Annotated in this window: 13 protein-coding genes and 2 pseudogenes; 11 read left to right on the top strand and 4 right to left on the bottom strand. The window is 62.2% G+C overall.

Annotation, left to right across the window (positions count from 1 at the left end; all coding sequences use genetic code 11):
• Window positions 1-214: 214 nt before the first annotated feature.
• A complete protein-coding gene (locus LB533_RS14915; RefSeq protein WP_224677536.1) occupies window positions 215-1,744 on the bottom strand; it encodes a cation:proton antiporter in 1,530 nt (509 codons plus the stop codon).
• A 493-nt stretch (window positions 1,745-2,237) separates the two neighbouring features.
• Between LB533_RS14915 and LB533_RS14910 the strand changes: the two genes are divergently transcribed.
• The 4 genes and pseudogenes from LB533_RS14910 (at window position 2,238) to LB533_RS14895 (ending at window position 4,823) form a co-directional block, all read left to right on the top strand.
• Complete coding sequence (locus LB533_RS14910; RefSeq protein WP_224677535.1) at window positions 2,238-2,642, top strand: YybH family protein; 405 nt, start codon at window positions 2,238-2,240, stop codon at window positions 2,640-2,642.
• Between the two features lie 131 nt (window positions 2,643-2,773).
• Window positions 2,774-3,427 (top strand): annotated as a pseudogene (locus LB533_RS30155) (MFS transporter); the annotation flags it as partial.
• A 142-nt stretch (window positions 3,428-3,569) separates the two neighbouring features.
• Entirely contained in the window at window positions 3,570-4,034 is a 465-nt protein-coding gene (locus LB533_RS14900) for a hypothetical protein (RefSeq protein ID WP_263487554.1), read from the top strand.
• 84 nt (window positions 4,035-4,118) lie between these two features.
• Window positions 4,119-4,823 (top strand): annotated as a pseudogene (locus LB533_RS14895) (SDR family oxidoreductase).
• A 79-nt stretch (window positions 4,824-4,902) separates the two neighbouring features.
• Here the strand turns inward: LB533_RS14895 and LB533_RS14890 are convergent.
• The 3 genes from LB533_RS14890 to LB533_RS14880 are packed head-to-tail and all read right to left on the bottom strand — an operon-like array spanning window position 4,903 to window position 8,213.
• A complete protein-coding gene (locus tag LB533_RS14890) occupies window positions 4,903-6,063 on the bottom strand; it encodes an efflux RND transporter periplasmic adaptor subunit (protein WP_411970889.1) in 1,161 nt (386 codons plus the stop codon).
• Between the two features lie 12 nt (window positions 6,064-6,075).
• Window positions 6,076-6,279, bottom strand: coding sequence for a DUF1656 domain-containing protein (locus tag LB533_RS14885; RefSeq protein WP_224677533.1), 204 nt, complete (start codon window positions 6,277-6,279; stop codon window positions 6,076-6,078).
• Window positions 6,279-8,213 (bottom strand): FUSC family protein, encoded by a 1,935-nt coding sequence (locus LB533_RS14880; protein WP_224677532.1) that lies wholly within the window; start codon window positions 8,211-8,213, stop codon window positions 6,279-6,281. The genes LB533_RS14885 and LB533_RS14880 overlap by 1 nt, the downstream gene beginning before the upstream one ends.
• Before the next feature lie 1,207 nt (window positions 8,214-9,420).
• Between LB533_RS14880 and LB533_RS14875 the strand changes: the two genes are divergently transcribed.
• The 7 genes from LB533_RS14875 (at window position 9,421) to LB533_RS14845 (ending at window position 16,021) form a co-directional block, all read left to right on the top strand.
• Window positions 9,421-10,338 carry an NADP-dependent oxidoreductase gene (locus tag LB533_RS14875; protein ID WP_224677531.1) on the top strand — a complete coding sequence of 306 codons (918 nt, stop codon included), beginning with the start codon at window positions 9,421-9,423 and terminating at the stop codon, window positions 10,336-10,338.
• Window positions 10,339-10,400: 62 nt separating this feature from the next.
• Window positions 10,401-11,318, top strand: coding sequence for an NADP-dependent oxidoreductase (locus tag LB533_RS14870; RefSeq protein WP_224677530.1), 918 nt, complete (start codon window positions 10,401-10,403; stop codon window positions 11,316-11,318).
• 89 nt (window positions 11,319-11,407) lie between these two features.
• On the top strand, window positions 11,408-11,863 hold the full coding sequence (locus LB533_RS14865; protein ID WP_224677529.1) for a (2Fe-2S)-binding protein: 456 nt from the start codon (window positions 11,408-11,410) through the stop codon (window positions 11,861-11,863).
• A gap of 49 nt (window positions 11,864-11,912) precedes the next feature.
• Window positions 11,913-14,075, top strand: coding sequence for a xanthine dehydrogenase family protein molybdopterin-binding subunit (locus tag LB533_RS14860; RefSeq protein ID WP_224677653.1), 2,163 nt, complete (start codon window positions 11,913-11,915; stop codon window positions 14,073-14,075).
• A 231-nt stretch (window positions 14,076-14,306) separates the two neighbouring features.
• Entirely contained in the window at window positions 14,307-14,597 is a 291-nt protein-coding gene (locus tag LB533_RS14855) for an N-acetyltransferase (RefSeq protein ID WP_224677652.1), read from the top strand.
• A gap of 453 nt (window positions 14,598-15,050) precedes the next feature.
• The gene (locus tag LB533_RS14850) at window positions 15,051-15,329 is read left to right on the top strand and encodes a cytochrome P460 family protein (RefSeq protein ID WP_318012439.1); all 279 of its coding nucleotides are present in this window, start codon (window positions 15,051-15,053) and stop codon (window positions 15,327-15,329) included.
• Between the two features lie 146 nt (window positions 15,330-15,475).
• Complete coding sequence (locus LB533_RS14845) at window positions 15,476-16,021, top strand: DUF1993 family protein (RefSeq protein WP_140551834.1); 546 nt, start codon at window positions 15,476-15,478, stop codon at window positions 16,019-16,021.
• The last annotated feature ends 10 nt before the right edge of the window (window positions 16,022-16,031 follow it).

Here is a 16,031-nt window from a genome sequence, read left to right as displayed (position 1 = left end):
GTTCGGCACATCATCCGCAGTAGACGACCGATCGTGCCGGTGGAATAGACGGCAGCGCCCGTATTACGCGGCCAAGGGGCTCGCGATCCGGGCCCGTTGCCGGTCCGCCCAGGCGGAGACGGCGTCAGGTGCGATTCCGAACGCGGTAAGCAGCGCTTGAGCCGCTTCAAGGCCGTGAGATTCGTCGGGCGAGACCACTGCTTCGAGTCCAAGCTCATTGAGCTGCGCGGCCTCGTCGTCGGTGCGTGTCACCCAGAGCCGGTGAAGGTCCGGGGTAGAGCGCCAGAGACGACGGTGTCCAGTCCCGGGCAGCCGCGATCGAGGAGGCCGTCATCACGCTGAACTGTCGGCCGCCCAGGTCGAAGGCACGCCAAAGCCTCGCATCCGACGCATCCCCGAACGAAGCATTGTAGCCGTCGGCTATGGCGTCGCGAAGTCGGGGGCCATCGCGTTCGACAGCGTCATAGCCGATGTCAAACTCCTCAAGCGCGTCCGCGATCGTCCGCCCGACATCTCCCATGCCGACGATGATGACCGGGTTGATCTTTCCCTGTGGTACCATCTCGGTTTGCATCTTGCGTGTCGCGCGCGTCCGCAAACGTCCGGCAATGTTCCGGCCGATATAGGCAAGCGCCGGGGTTGCGGCGAGCGTGAGAGCAACGGCTGCGATGAGCTGCGCGACCGTAGCGTCGCCGACGCGCGCGCGAACGCCGGGCATCGCAAACACCACGAACGCGAATTCCGAGCCGCCTGCCATCAATACCCCCAATTGGATCGAGCCGGGCACAGACCATCGGAAGGCCAGGCTCGCGAGGATGTTGCCGGCCGACTTCAGCGCGATGATCCCGACCGCCATGACGACGATCCCGGCCCAGGCGCTCGTGATCACGGCGCGATCCAGCGAAGCGCCGGTCGACAGGAAAAAGAAGCTGACCAGGAGACCTCGGAAAGGGCCGATTTCCGAGCGCACGCTCGCCTTGAACGGACTCTCCGCCACCATCATCCCACCCAGGAAGGCGCCGAGTGTCATCGACAGGCCGACCATGGCAGCCGACCAGCCGGCGGCGAGCGCGATCAGCAGGGCTGTGGCGGTGAAGACCTCCTCGCCTCCGTGCCGCGAGAGGATGGCGAAGAGCGGGCGGACGATGAAGCGGGCCGAGAGCAGCGCCACCGCGATCGCTACAACCGTCTTCACCAAGGCCGCGAGCATGGCCGGGAATGCGGAGCTATTCGCCGGCGTCGACGTCAAGATGAGAAGAAAGATTGCGGCGACATCCTGAAAGATCAGGATCGCTATAGCCGTGAGTGCGACCGGACAGTTTTGCTGCCGACGGTCGGCAATGACTCCCGCTACGATCGCGGTCGATGAAAGCGCCAGTGTAGTGCCGACAACGAGCGCAGCGATCGCCGACAAGCCGAGCGCCCATGCGCAGCCACCGATGAGAATCGCCGACGCACCGACCTGAAGCGGCCCGAATCCGAAAATGTCGCCCGCCTCGCGGCGGACGTGCGCCGCAGAGAAATGAAGGCCGATATCGAAGAGCAGGAAAACAACTCCGAGCTCGGCGAGCAGGTGAACCGTTCCTCCAGCCGAAAGAAGCTCGGGGCGAACGGCGGACACGACCATGCCGAGGAACAGGTAACCAACGATCGGGTTCACTTTGACCATGCGCGACAAGACGGCGGTCGCGATGCCCAGGGCCAGTATCACCAATATCGGAAAGATAGCTTCTGCAATCTCCACTGACACTATCCCTACTGGCCGCGGAGACCGGGCCGAGGTGCCAGGCGCGAGCTAAACAACGGAGATTGGCTCGTCTCATTCCCCCAGACCTCGGCCGTCGGCAAATCATCCTCGCGTCTCAATTCGACCGCGCACCGAATCTCTACGAGCGTGCTTACCCAACCCGGCTTTGCCTGGAATTCCGAACAGCATCGATAGAACTATCCGCACTGCACACGGCACGCTTAAACACCATGGAGGTGGAACCTTTGGCGAGGAAATCACCTCTCGCCATTGAACCGATAGACGATTGTTATCGCCCGGCGTGACGCGGCGGCCGGCGTTACCTGGCTTGATTTGCGAAGGCTAGCGAGGACTTCCGTCGCGCTATTCCCCACTACTATGGAAACCATATGGGCCGGCTATTGGAAAAGTTTGTCCGACGCTGCGATCAGCAACTGCGACATTCGCAAATCTCATCGAATAGCGCCCAGCTCAAAACAGGAGACCCCTGATGTCCGAGACCTTTCCACTCCCAACTGAACCCGAAGACATTATCCCGTCGCTGGTTAAGCGGTTTAACTCGGGCGAGGTCAGCAATCAGATGGCCATGTACGCCCCGGAGGCCGTGTTCGTTGCGAACGACGGGCGAACCATCACTGATCGCGCAGAGATCACTGCCATAATCGAGCACGATATCAGGCTCGGCCTGCCACTGAAGGCAAATGTGCGCCATGTGTTCGTTGCCGGCGATACCGCCCAGATCGTGTTGGACTGGTCAATTGATGGCACAGGTCCCGACGGCAAGCACGTACACTTGCATGGCACCGCGAGCGACATCATGCGCCGCGGCGCGGATGGGTTCTGGCGCTATATTATCGACAACAATCAAGGGACGGCAGTGCGACAGCCCGCCTGACATAGGATCGCCACGGCAGCTCTCGGCGGTGGAGCCACTCTTGGGCCTGGCGTCGACGATTACCGCAACTTGGTGAAACTACCTGGTCGGAGATCTTGGACCTGTGAGCCCGAATTCCCGGGAGACGAAAGATGCAAGGCTCGATGCAAAATGTGGCACCAGTGATCAACCAGGCTCACCGGGACGGAATGCTCCGGCTGGCATTCTTATCTGCGGTAGTCTCCGTGGTGGCCTCGTTTGCCGCGGCGGCCGCGCCGATCCCCCTGTACAACATCTACCGAGCGGAGGACGGGTTCACCAACGCCGGCATTTCGATGGCCGTCGTCGCCTATGCCGTCGGCACGATCGCCGCGCTGTTGGTGCTGGGACGACTGTCCAATCATCTGGGCCGACGGCTCACTGCGATCGCTAGCCTGGGCCTGCTCCTGCTGGGCTGTCTGCTGTTGCTGAATGTGCATGACATCGGCACCCTGCTGGCCGGTCGGCTCGTGGTGGGCGTCGGTACCGGGTTGGCCAGCAGCAGCCTGACCTCCTACATCGTCGACGCCGCGCCCAGCAGGCCAGAATGGTTGGCCTCCGTCGCCTCCAGCCAGGGACCGATGCTCGGCCTCACCGTCGGCGCCATCGCCGCCGGCGCTCTGGTCCAGTTCGGCCCCTGGCCACGCGAGCTCATCTACCTGGTTTGCATCGGCCTCCTGTTACTGGCTGCCGCACTCATCGCCATCAGCCCCGAAACAGCGACTCCGACGCCGGGTGCTTGGCGATCGCTGCAGCCCCGGGTCCACGTACCGGCCCGGGTCAGGCATCTGCTCCCTGTCGCGGCAGCAGTGTTCCTGGCCACCTGGGCGACCGGAGCCTTCTGCGCTGGTCGAAGATCAACTCCACACCCGCAGCCCGCTCATCCTCGGATTGGTGTTCGCCGCCTATATGACCCCCAGCGTTCTCGGCGCTCCGATCGGCGGCCGATTCACATCGGCGGTAGCCCAACGCGTCGGCATGGTCACCTTCCTGGCCGGAATGATTGGCATCATCGCGGCGATCTCCGCCGGCACACTGGGATTGTTCATCATCGCAACCATCGTAGCGGGCGCCGGCCAAGGCATCGCCATCAGCGCCGCCACCCGTGGTCTGCTGCACGGCAGTGCCCTGGCCGACCGCGCACCGATCTTCAGCGCGATCTACCTGCTCAGCTACAGCGGCGCCGCCTTCCCCAGCCTCATCTCAGGCCGACTGTCCAACACCTTCTCGCTACCGCAGATCGCCCTCGGATACGGCGGACTCGCCGTCGTCGCCACCCTGTTCACTGTCCTCGGTGCACGCAATCCGCACCCCGACGCCACCGGGAACAGCACCGACCACAATTCGAACGCCAACGGTTCACCAATACGTTGAACAGTGTCATGAGGATCGTCGGTGTCTTGGGCGTCACATTGAGACGATGATTGGCGTCCGGCGACCGACGAAGGAAAGTAGGCCATGAAGATAGTCGTGATCGGCGGCACTGGCCTGATTGGCTCGAAGACCGTTGCCATTCTGCGCCAGGGCGGCCACGAGGTCGTCGCGGCATCGCGCAAAACTGGCGTCAACACTGTCACGGGAGAAGGGCTCAAAGAAGCCATGTCCGGCGCACAGGTGGTGATCGACCTCTCCAATGTGCCGCCATCTGACCGCCAGGCGGCGTTGGAATTCTTCGAGACCTCCGGCCGCAACCTTGTCGCGGCAGAGGCCGCAGCGGACCGACAGGGTACCCGACCAAGGCTGTTACCGCGCCAAAGTCGCCCAAGAGAAACTGATCGCGGCTTCCGGTATTCCCTACACGATCATCCGCTCGACCAGTTCCTGGAATTCCTCGGCGGCATCGCCGATGCGAGTATGGATGGAGGCCTCGTGAGGATTCCGGCGGGCCTGCTTCAGCCGGCTGACGACGTTGCTGCCGCCGAAGTGGCCTTCGACAAGCCGCGAAACGGGATCGTCGAGATCGCAGGCCCGGAACGAGCGGAGTTCAACGAAATCGTCGCTGGTTATTTGAAGGCTGCCGGCGACCCGCGGAAGGTCGTGAAAGATCCCGAAGCCAGGTATTTCGGAGGGCGGCTCAAGGAAAAGTCGCTCGTACCCTTGGGCGAAGCGCGTCTCGGCCGCCTGAATCTCGAGGAGTGGTTGGGCCGCTCGCGAATGTGGTGATCGACGAGCTCACCTGGTAATACCCAGGCGCCCAAAATGCATGATCGTGCGTCCGACATCTTCCCCGCCGCGCTCTCACTCAAGTCTCGGACGCGATGCAGTGAGGTCGCGGCGATACTCCATTTATGATGTGCGTGAGGCTCGTCCCGAGCGCAGCCTTCGCTCGATAGAACCATGCTTGCTCCTCAGCGCGAGAACCGTCGCGCAACGTTACGGTTCCGGTCATGCCGGAGACCAGCGGCATACCAGGCGGTACCTTGTCGATGGCAATTCTGACCGGGACTCGTTGTGCAAGCCGTACCCAGGTGTAGACCGGGTCAACATTGGGGAGACCCTGAGCGCCGACCGCCGCGTTGGACACGCTAACGCCTCGAGTGATCGTCGTCACATGGCCGACGATCGGGGTAGAATAACCCATCAACTTGACCTCGGCGCGATCGCCAATGCACAGCTGCGCCAACTTTGTCTCCTCGAAATAGCCATCCACCCAGAAGCTATCGGTATCGACGATGGAAATGTTGCTGACGCCCTCGTGCGCATAGTCGCCTACTCGTAACAAAAGATTCGTGACATAGCCGTTCACCGGGCTACGAACCTCCGTTCGCTTCAGATTGATATCTGCCTGGGCGACCTGTTCACGCGCCGCATCGATCGCGGCTTTCGCCTGTTGGGAGCTACCTTCGAATACCTGTTGCTGCTCGCGCGTGGTGGCAAGATCCGATAGCCGCTTCCGCCGTTCGGACTGCCGATCCTTCACGTAACCGTCGGCTTCCCTTTGCTCCAGCAGCGCTTTGCTCGAGCGCAATGCAACTTCGAAATCAAAGGGTTCGATCTGGTAGAGGATGTCGCCCTTGTGAACGAATTGATTGTCGACAGCCACCAGCCGTGTAATCTGACCCGACACTTGAGGTGCGACGCTTGCGACCTGAACACGCACGCGTCCGTCGCGGGTCCATGGCGCGATTACATACTGGTCCCATACCGTCAGTGAGACGAGCACCGCCACAAGGAAGATCGCCAACGTCGCAGCTCTGCGCGATAGCGCCGGCACAAACCGCGTCATGGCTCTTTGCCCGGCGACTTGTGGCTTGGGGGGCGGTACGACAGGCTTCTGCTCGTATGGTGGAGGCTCCTCGGATTTGGCACGCGCAACCGCACTGAGCGCAGGCATCGACCCCGACAAAGAATCGGACCGTTGTTCTCCTCGATCGATCGTCTGATCTTGCCGGGCGGCCTGCATGAAAAATTTCCTTCAAAAAAACAAGACGAGCAGACCCAGAACGGTCACGTAGAGGCTGAGCTCGGCAACCGCCGCATTGCTGAAGATCCGAGAAAATCCGACAAGGCGCAGAAGCGGCCTGATCAGAAGCACGACAAAGAGAGCCAGCACCGCATAGGTGATGAACGGCGCGACCAAAACGCCGCCGATAACCAATTCGCCGAAGGTATGGGCCATCAGGGAGCCTCCCCGAGATGAACGCGTCGTCCGAGCCCCGCCTCGATGTGGTAGCTCGCGACCATGAGCGCGGCGCAGAGTTGAGCCACAGCATGATCTGACGGCGACGCCTGACATAAGAGCTGGGCCGCGGCGCGAAGTGCCTGCGGCGCGCGCTTCTTGAACGAAGCACGCACCTCTTCAACCAAGACGCTTGACGGCCCGCCGGCGAGCTTCTTCAGCTTGTCGTCGCACAACCGGATAATCGAAGATTGGTCGAAATGGGAAAGCACCTCCTCGATCGTCTCCGCGCTATTCGGAGCGTTCCCTCCCGCGGACAGGATCTGACCGATCCTTCCCGCGTCACGAAACATCTCCTCCTCTGGCTCATGTCGCCGATCGCGGGATGGCGCTTGAGCGAACTCTTGGCGAACAGATGACAACATCAAGCGTTTCCGCCGCTCTTGTGAGATTGGAGGCACAAGAACTTGCATCGCCAACAACACGCCGGGTGCAACGCAAGCAAAAAGAAAGAAGAAGATGTACGACTGTCCGTTATAGGTCTGCGGATTGGTCAACGAGACTATTACCAAGGTGAATATGAGGACAAATCGACCGAGAGCAGCCATTATGCGATTGGGCAACGTTATTAGGAGACCCGCTCCGATCATGAGAGGAGCAAGTGCGATCGCAAGCAACGGGAAGGCGTCAACGCCATCGAGGACGGCGAACTTGAGAAGCCCCGCCAGAAAACCGCCGATGGGCGCCGCCACCAGCGCCAGGGCGGTCGTCGCGCGTGGATTGGGCGTAGTTGCCCCAAGGCCGACGAAGGTTCCGACGAGGGCAAGGGAAGTGTTCGCAGCGGGCCAGCCCGCATACACAAGCAACATCCCCGCCAACGCAACCCAGATCGCTGCTCGAATACCACCCTCAACCGCTGCTCGGTGGGATCGATAGATCAGCGGACGCCAATGCCACGAAGGACGTTCGTCAGTGTGCAGGGCAGCAAGATTCTGTCGAGCCTGCTCATCTCTCCTGAACAACTCCTCAACTGTCCAGGCCAGCGATGCGGTTGTATCTGTGTTGCTTTTCGCATTGGCCCTCCACATGACCGTCGACGATGGGAGTATGCTTTCGTCGCGCTCAAGCGCGCGCGCTATCCTCTCCGATGTTGCCCCATCAGCGACCACCGGCAGGACATTCAGGCTCCGCGCGGCATGCAGCTCTGCCACGAGCGCAACTGCCGCGTTATGGCCCGCGACGCTTCTAGCTGGGCCGTTACTCGACTCAAACACCAGGCTCGAAGTGTCCGCCCGAAGCGAGGAAATTTCAGCGAGCAGAGCAGCGGATTCCATTGGCTGCGTGACCTCACCGAGGATCGCCGATTTGGCATAGTTCCCAACCCGGCGATGGATGTCCGCCAGTTGCGTCGCGAGCCTCGTATGACGGTTGGGTGCCAATAACAGGTCGTTGACAATCGTTAGGGATGCGATTCCGATGAGGATTGCTGCGCCGCGCATCATGCCCGCCTCGAACACGTGTCCCGGATTGTCGATCTCCTGGATCGCAACCAAAGCCACCGTGAAGCCCGACAGGACCGCCGCGTAAGCGCGATTGCCGTCGAGAAGGAGTGCGACGTACACGCAAAGGCCTATCCACCCGGCATAAGCTATCAGCAAAAGATCCCGCGTCTGGGAAAAAAGCCCTGTTATGGCAATGGAAACCGCAACGCCGATAACCGTCGCGAGCACACGAAAGACCGCCTTATCAAGGGCTTGGCCGCGAGTCGGTTCTGCGACGATTGCGACCGTGATTAACGCCATCGACGGCATTTCGATCGAAAGCCAGAAGCTTATGTACAATGCCAGGATTGCCGCCAGCCAGATCCGGATCGCGAAAGCCCAGGAAGTAAGGGGGAAACCTAACGGCAGCAATTGCGCTTGTTGAAGCGGCATCAAACAAATCTACTCCGTGACTTCGACCGTCCGCTTCGATGGAAGAAGCGGTAAGCGGTGTTGTCCGTGCCGGGAATGAAATCGTGCACCCGCATGCGCTGCACGCCCTGGCAGACGAGGTGGGACGGCGTAGCAGTCAGATCGTGCATCGACGCGCGTTTCCTCCGATGGCCTACACGGGAGTGCCGCGGGCGGGCCGCATGCCGCCGCGCTAGAAGAGTAAGTCCGCGGATCGCGCCGCGAATCCACAATCCGTCGCCGTTCGTCCAGACACATGACTCGCCCGCTTACCAACCGTATCCGGGACAAGGCGGCCGAGCTGCAACGGCCAGGAGGCGCCCGGCAGCGGTTGCATACGAAACGGCAGGGTGGCCGTTTGCGGGAGGGCGGAATCCTAAGTTGGACGGGAGGTCTCCCGCGAGAAGCCGACTTTCGCCTGGACGGCCAAGCCCTGGCTTAGGTGAGATCATGAGCGAGGCAGCATCGTCGCTGGTCATGCCCGCTGGCGGGGGAGCCGTTACCAGCGTCTCGTCAAACCGGTCGCGTAGCTGCTGCCTGAAGCGTTTGCGGTTGCGTGCGAGTTCCTAGCTGACTGGTTCGGTGAGTGTGGAACAGGCCAAAGCGGCGCTGTGTCCGAGGCAGCCCTTGGGGGTCCGCTCGCCATTATGGCCCCTACGTCGCCCGAATACGGCGCACTCCTTGAGGGCTGGTCGCTGATCACGGCCCGACGGGCCGCCGGCGCGCACAGCGCTTTTGGACGATGATACCCCACGCCTATCGAATGCATGTCCAAAGGGAATTTCTAATTTCGCCGGCTGCGTCCGATCCTATGGTCACTGGGGCTGGCCGAACAAGCGCCTGTGTCGACATTGATTTGAAGCCATTGCACTGAGCCGCCGTGCGGCCCGCGGGCAGCAAAGGAGCCCCCATGAAATTATCGAGGACTGTCGGCCTGGCTGTCGCCGTCTCGCTGGTCGCAGCCGCCGTGGCGACGCTCGCGTAGATCAGCGAGGCGGCTCAGCGGACCCGACGGCGAACGTGGTGTATGCTGATGGGTCACTGCTCAAGCCCTGCCCCGCACCGAACTGTTCGAGAAGCGAGGGCTTGCTTCGGACACTAACCATGGCCCCGGGCATGAGATGTCGAACGAGCTTTCTATTGCTGGATCATATCCACAAACAGACAAATACCCGAGGAGACAATTCCCATGAAAGCGATCGTGGTGACTGACCAGGCCGCGGGAACGGCCGGGATGAAGCTGGTCGAGCGGCCCGAGCCGCAGGCAGCGATAAACGACGTCGTCGTTCAGGTTCATGCGTCGGGCTTCACCTCGGGTGAGCTGACCTGGCCCTCGACCTGGACCGATCGCCTCGGCCGCGAGCGGACGCCGTCGATTCCCGGGCAGGAGCTGGCCGGAATGGTCACCGCTCTCGGCTACGGCACGACAGGGCTGTCGGTGGGACAGCGGGTATTCGGCCTCTCGGACTCGTATCGCGGCGGCACTCTGGCAGAGTATGTGGCCGTCGAGGCACGCAACCTCGCGCCGCTGCCGGGTGACATCGACTTCACGGTGGGCGCGAGCGTGGCGATGCCGGGCCTGACCGCATGGCAGGGACTGTTCCAGCACGGACGCCTTCAGGCGGGACAAAGCGTCCTCGTGCACGGCGCGGCCGGGGCAGTCGGTTCGATGGTGACGCAACTCGCAGGGGAGGCCGGCGCCTACGTCATCGGCACCGGACGCGTCGCCGACCGTCAGAAGGCGCTCGATTTCGGTGCCAATGAATTTGTCGACCTAGAGAACGACATCCTGGAAGACGTGCGCCGCGTCGATCTGGTGTTCGATGTCATCGGCGGCGACATCGCGAAGCGGTCCGCAGGCCTGATTCGAGCCGGAGGAACACTGGTGACCATCGCCGGGCCGACCGAGGCGCGGCCCGCCGACGGCCTGACGATCGACTTTGTTCTCGTGCCCGATCGTGTCCAACTGGGTGAGATCGTCCAGCGGGTGCGGGTCGGACGACTGCGCACGAACATCGGCAACATCGCGACCCTCGGCGATGCCGTCGCCGCCTTCAACCCAACCGAGCGACGCACGGGCAAGACGATCATCCGCATTCGTCCGTGAGCGACATGCGCCATCCCGCAGCATTTCCACCAAAGACACAAATAATCGAGGAGACAATTCACATGAAGGCAATCGTTGTGACGGACCAGGCCGCGGGAACGGCCGGGATGAAGCTGGCCGAGCGACCCGAGCCGCCGGCAGCGATAAACGACGTCGTCGTTCAGATTCATGCTTCGGGATTCGTCGGGACTGAGTTGGCGTGGCCCTCGACCTGGACCGATCGCAGCAACCGTGACCGAACACCGTCGATTCCGGGCCACGAGCTGGCCGGAGTGGTCATCGCTCTCGGCTACGGCACGACGGGGCTGTCGATAGGACAGCGGGTGTTCGGCCTCGCCGACTGGCATCGCGACGGCACCCTGGCGGAGTATATAGCCGTCGAGGCTCGCAACCTCGCGCCATTGCCGGGCGATGTCGACTTCACGGTGGGCGCTAGCCTGCCGATCTCGGGCCTGACCGCGTGGCAGGGACTGTTTCAGCACGGCCGTCTTCAGGCGGGACAGAGCGTCCTCGCGCATGGTGCGGCCGGCGCCGTCGGGTCGATGGTGACGCAGCTCGCACGAGAGGCCGGCGCCTACGTCATAGGCACCGGACGCGCCGCTGACCGTCAGAAGGCGCTCGACTTCGGCGCGCAGGAGTTCGTTGACCTCGACAAGGACATCCTGGAAGACGTGCGCGGCGTCGATCTGGTGTTCGATGTCATCGGCGGCGAGATCCAGAAGCGGTCCGCAGGCCTGATTCGAGCCGGAGGAGCGCTGGTGTCCGTCGTCGGCCCGACCGAGGCGCGGCCTGCCGACGGCCTGACGGTTGACTTCGTCGTCGAGGCCGATCGGGGCCAGCTGAGCGAGATCGTCCAGCGGGTGCGGGACGGACGGCTGCGGACGAACATCGGCAAAGTCGCGACCCTCGACGAGGCGATCGCCGCCTTCAACTCGACCGAGCGACGCGCGGGGAAAACGGTCATCCGTGTTCGTCCCTGAGCGGCACGCTCCCCATCGATCCACGCAACCGGCCGACCGTTGTCATGTCGGCCGGCCGCATCCATCAGCGCCAGCCCCGAGAGGCATGCATGGCTTTCACGTTAAGGATCAACGGAACACCCCGTGAGGTCGATGTCGACGGCGACATCCCGCTTTTGTGGGTGCTGCGCGACGTACTCGGCATGACCGGCACCAAGTTCGGCTGCGGCCAGGCACTGTGCGGCGCCTGCACCGTGCATCTCGACGGTCAGCCGGTCCGCTCCTGCCAGACGCCGGTTGACAGCGTCGGCGATAGCGCGGTCACCACGATCGAGGCGATCGGCCAGGCGCCACAGGGCGCGGCCTTGCAGAAGGCATGGCTGGAACTGGAGGTGGTACAGTGCGGCTACTGCCAGTCCGGCCAGATCATGTCGGCAGCGGCGCTGTTGAAGGACACGCCGAAGCCGACGGATGACGACATCGACGCCGCCATGTCGGGCAATGTCTGCCGATGCGGCACCTATCAGCGCATCCGCGCTGCGATCAAGCACGCTGCGGGAGTTTGAGATCGTGAACAGGCTTATCCCGAGAGAGCAGATTGCCGAAGAAACAGCGATGTCGCGGCGCGCCTTCCTTCAGGGCACAGGTTTGGTGCTTGGCTTTGCGCTGACCGGCGCAAGCACGACGTCCGTCTTCGCGGCGTCTGCGTCGCAGGTGGTCGAAAACGAGGTTACGGGTACTTTCGCGCCGAACGGATTTATACGGATCAATCCAACTGGCGCCGTGACCCTGGTCATTCCGATGATCGAGATGGGACAGGGGGTTTACACGTCGCTCTCGATGCTTCTCGCTGAAGAACTGGAAGTGAAGCTTGACCAGATTGAGGTTCAGCATGCGCCGCCAAATCATGCGCTTTACGTCAATTCGATCATAGGCATTCAAAATACAGGTGGCTCCGCCTCTGTGCGCGCCTTCTGGACACCGCTGCGTCAGGCAGGGGCAGTGGGTCGTAATCTGCTGATTGCGGCAGCCGCAAAGCGCTGGAATGTCGATCCAGCGACTTGCCGCGCCAAGGACGGCACCGTGTTCGATGCGTCGGGCTCGAAGCATCTGAGCTACGGCGAACTTGCGAAGGCCGCGGCGAAATTGCCTGTGCCGCCTGCGGCAGACGTCGAATTGAAGGATCCGAAGGATTTCACCCTGATCGGCACGCGTGCCAAGCGCGTGGATTCGTCGATAAAGGTCGATGGACGCGCGCTCTACGGCATCGATACGCGGCTGCCAGGTTTGAAAATCGCAGCGGTTGCTATTTCGCCCGTGCTCGGAGGCGAGGCGAAAACGGTGAACGAGAAGGCCGTGCTGACGGTGAAGGGCGTCCGGCAGGTGGTCAATATCGGTGAAGCTGTTGCCGTGTTGGCGGACCACACGGGTGCGACGAAGAAGGGGCTCGAGGCCGCCGCCATCACCTGGGACGACGGGCCGAACGGCAAGGTCAGCAACGCCGATATCGTCAAACAATTGGAGGAGGAATCCAAAAAACCGGGCGCGGTTGCCCGTAACGATGGCGATGCAGCGAAGGCTCTTGCGGAGGCGGCGCAACGGGTTGACGCCATCTATCAGGTGCCTTTCCTGGCCCACGCGGCGATGGAGCCGATGAACTGCACCGTTCATCTGCAGAAGGATCGCTGCGACATCTGGGTCGGGACACAAGCGCCTACGATCACGCAGTCTCAGGTGGCCGAACTCACCGGCCTGCCGAAGGATGCAATCAAAATTCATAATCATCTCATTGGCGGTGGCTTCGGCCGAAGGCTGGAACCCGATGGGACGATTCTGGGCGTCAAGATCGCCAGGCACGTCGATGGCCCGGTGAAGGTGATCTGGAGCCGCGAGGAAGACATCCAGCACGATATGTATCGGCCGTACTATCTCGACCGGCTATCGGCCGGGCTTGATGTGGCCGGCAAAGCGGTTGCCTGGACGCATCGGATAGCCGGCTCCTCAGTCATGGCGCGCTATTATCCCCCTTACGTCAAGGACGGATTGGACCCCGATGCCGTGGAAGCGGCTGCAGCGCCGCCCTATGCGCTGCCCAATATTCACGTCGACTATGTGCGGGTCGAGCCTCCTGGTGTCCGGACGTCTTGGTGGCGCGGCGTCGGACCGACACACAATGTCTTTGTGGTCGAAAGTTTCATGGATGAGCTCGCGCATGCCGCGAAGCAGGATCCGGTCGCCTATCGCAAGGGATTGCTTGGTCACAATCCCCGAGCGCTTGCCGTTCTGTCGCTCGCCGCGGAAAAAGCAGGGTGGGGATCAGCACTTCCCGCGCGGCATGGCCGCGGCATTTCGGTACAATTCGCATATGGAAGCTACGCGTCGCAGGTCGCCGAGGTCGAAGTGGCGCCCGATGGCTCTGTTAAAGTCAAGCGGATCGTCTGTGCGATTGATTGCGGCATCTACGTCAATCCCGACACGATCGAAGCACAGATTCACGGTGGAACGCTTTTCGGGCTGACCGCGGCGCTCCATGGCTCGATCACCTTCAAGGATGGACGCGTCGAGCAGAGCAATTTCGACAGCTATCTGCCGATGCGAATCGACGAGGTGCCGGTGGTGGAGACGCACTTGATTAAGAACGCAGAGGCTCCAGGTGGCATTGGTGAAGCTGCGACAGCCATTGTCAGTGCCGCGGTGGCCAATGCGATCTTCGCCGCCACGGGCAAGCGCCTGCGCAGCCTGCCGTTCGATACGGATTCACTGAAGTCGTCGTCCTAGTCCTTGCCCGTCATCCCGTGCGCGTCGCAGCGCGGCTGTACAGCGGGATCACTGAGCGGACGAAAAGACGGCCCGAAAACATGGAACACCCCCGAATACGAGGAACGGCATCTATGTATCAGGCTCGCTGCGGCAGACCGTCGCTGATGGGCCTGCTAACTTCTTGATGAGCGAGGCAGACAGAAGGTGGAAAGCGACATCCGGGACAATCCAGCCAGGAGCCGGTTTGAAATGCCGCTGGGCGACGGTGCGCTCGCGGTCGCGTACCACAAGGTCGAAGACGGCCGCGTCGCTCTGCTCTACACGGACGTGCCGCAAGAGCGGTCCGGCCAGGGGTACGGATCGCGATTGGCGCATGGCGTTTTCGAAGCGTTGCGACGCGATGGCAAAAGAGTGATCGCGAAGTGCCCGTTATACTCACCTACGCCGCCGGCACCCAGAGTACGGCGCGCTCCTCGATGGCTGATCGCAGATGGACCGAACGTCGGCGCGCACAGCGCTTTTGGACGACGATACCCATGACTATCGAATGCATGTCCAAAGGGAATTTCTAATTTCGTCGGCTGTGTCCGATCTTCGGGTCTGCTCGACCGGCCGAGCACCGCGGCCGCATCGACATTGATTGAAGCCATTGCGCCGGCCCGCCGTGCGGCGCGCGGGCAGCAAAGGAGTTCCCCATGAATTTATCGAAGACTGTCGGACTGGCTGCCGCCGCCTCGCTGATCGCCGGCACCGTGGCGGCGCTCGCTGAGATCAGCGGAGCGGCTCCGGCCGACCCGACCGCGAAAGTGGTGGACGCGGCCGGGCACCTGCGGGTGCCGGCAGATTACCGAACCCTCTACCAAGCGCTCGGGAGCGGGGCGATTGCCGCCGACAGCGGCCAAAGCTCGAAGGAAATGCACGCCGTCTACGCGGCCCCGGGGGGCGATCGATGCCTACCGGAAGACGGGGCACTTCCCGGAAGGCACCGTTCTGGTGAAAGAGGTCCTCGCGACCTCGACGAACGAGATGACCACCGGCACAGTAAGCTATACCGACAGGCTGAAGGCCTGGTTCGTCATGGTGAAAGACAGCAAGGAAACCTTTCCGGCAACCCGTTGTGGGGCGACGGGCGGGGATGGTCGTGGTTCGACGCGGACAAGCCGCTCAAGACCAGCTCGACCGAACGACCATACCGATTGCCAGGGCTGTCACGTGCCGGCCAAGGTCACCGACTGGATTTACGTGAACGGATATCCCGTCCTGCGTCACTAGGCGGCCTCACGCTTAGGAGCTCCCCTTCTCGCCGCGGTTTCGCCGAGGCCATTGTCCGGCGGGCTGGAAGATCGAAGGGCTTATTGTGACATTCGTTTCGGTTAACGACCTTCGGGTTCGACCGCGGTTCAGAATACAACGATCGCATGGAGGTCAGCGTGTCCTTATCGGTCTATGACATCACAGTTCCTGTCATGGTACATGGACTGAACGTGATGGACGACTACCTCGACCGTGCCCAGGCGCTCGAGCGGGCCAAGGGGTTTGAGCCTGGGAGGATCCTTGGCGAGCGGCTCGCGCCCGACATGCTCACTTTTGGAGAACAATTCTCCGTAAGCTGCAACAAGGTCGACGCGCACATGGCGAAGTTGATGCAGCGCGACCCGCCAGCACCCCGCAACACCCCGATGATGTATCCAGCGTTGAAGGGACGGCTCCTTGAGACTCGCGGTTTCCTGCAAAACGTGCAGCCGGACGAGATTGCCGGCGCGCAGTCCCATACATACGAGCTGACGCCGCCAATCGTGCGCGGATGGTATGGCGGAGACGACTACATCCGGCACCTGGTGCTGCCCGACTTCTTCTTCCACATCTCGATTGCGCACGCGATCCTCCGGCACCTCGGAGCGAAGATCGGGAAGCGCGACTACCTCGGCAACCTCACTCAGCAGAGCGGCGGTGACTACTCGTGAGAGGCGGGCG

It is taken from the genome of Mesorhizobium sp. BR1-1-13 (assembly GCF_020165515.1).
Classification (GTDB): Bacteria; Pseudomonadota; Alphaproteobacteria; order Rhizobiales; family Rhizobiaceae; genus Mesorhizobium.
The sequence above is the reverse complement of the archived record's forward strand: the minus strand, read 5'-3'. Positions and strand labels throughout refer to the sequence as shown.